General features: G+C 60.7%; 1 protein-coding gene. It reads left to right on the top strand.

Annotation, left to right across the window (positions count from 1 at the left end):
- On the top strand, positions 1–458 hold a 458-nt coding region (locus AC1DLB_RS32065), incomplete at both ends, for an LON peptidase substrate-binding domain-containing protein (RefSeq protein WP_477786545.1).

Raw genomic sequence — 458 nt, 5'->3', positions numbered from 1 at the left:
GCACATGGTTATCCCGCTGTTCGTGGGGCGCGAGAAATCCATCGAAGCTCTCGAGGCAGCGATGACGGGCGACAAGCAGATCCTTCTGCTGGCTCAGCGGAATCCTGCTGACGACGATCCCGGTGAAGAAGCACTTTATCGCGTAGGCACCATTGCTACCGTTCTGCAGCTGCTCAAACTGCCTGACGGCACCGTCAAGGTTCTTGTCGAAGGCGAGCAGCGGGGCGCCGTGGAGCGCTTCAGCGAAGTCGACGGCCACTGCCGTGCCGAAGTCTCGTTGATCGACGAAACCGAAGCGCCAGAGCGCGAATCGGAAGTGTTTGTCCGCAGCCTGCTGGCTCAGTTCGAACAATATGTGCAGCTGGGTAAGAAAGTCCCCGCTGAAGTCCTGTCGTCGCTCAACAGCATCGACGAGCCGGGCCGCCTGGTCGACACCATGGCCGCGCACATGGCCCTGA

Source organism: Pseudomonas sp. 05N434 (assembly GCF_056396965.1).
This window is presented reverse-complemented; position numbering and strand designations above follow the sequence as displayed.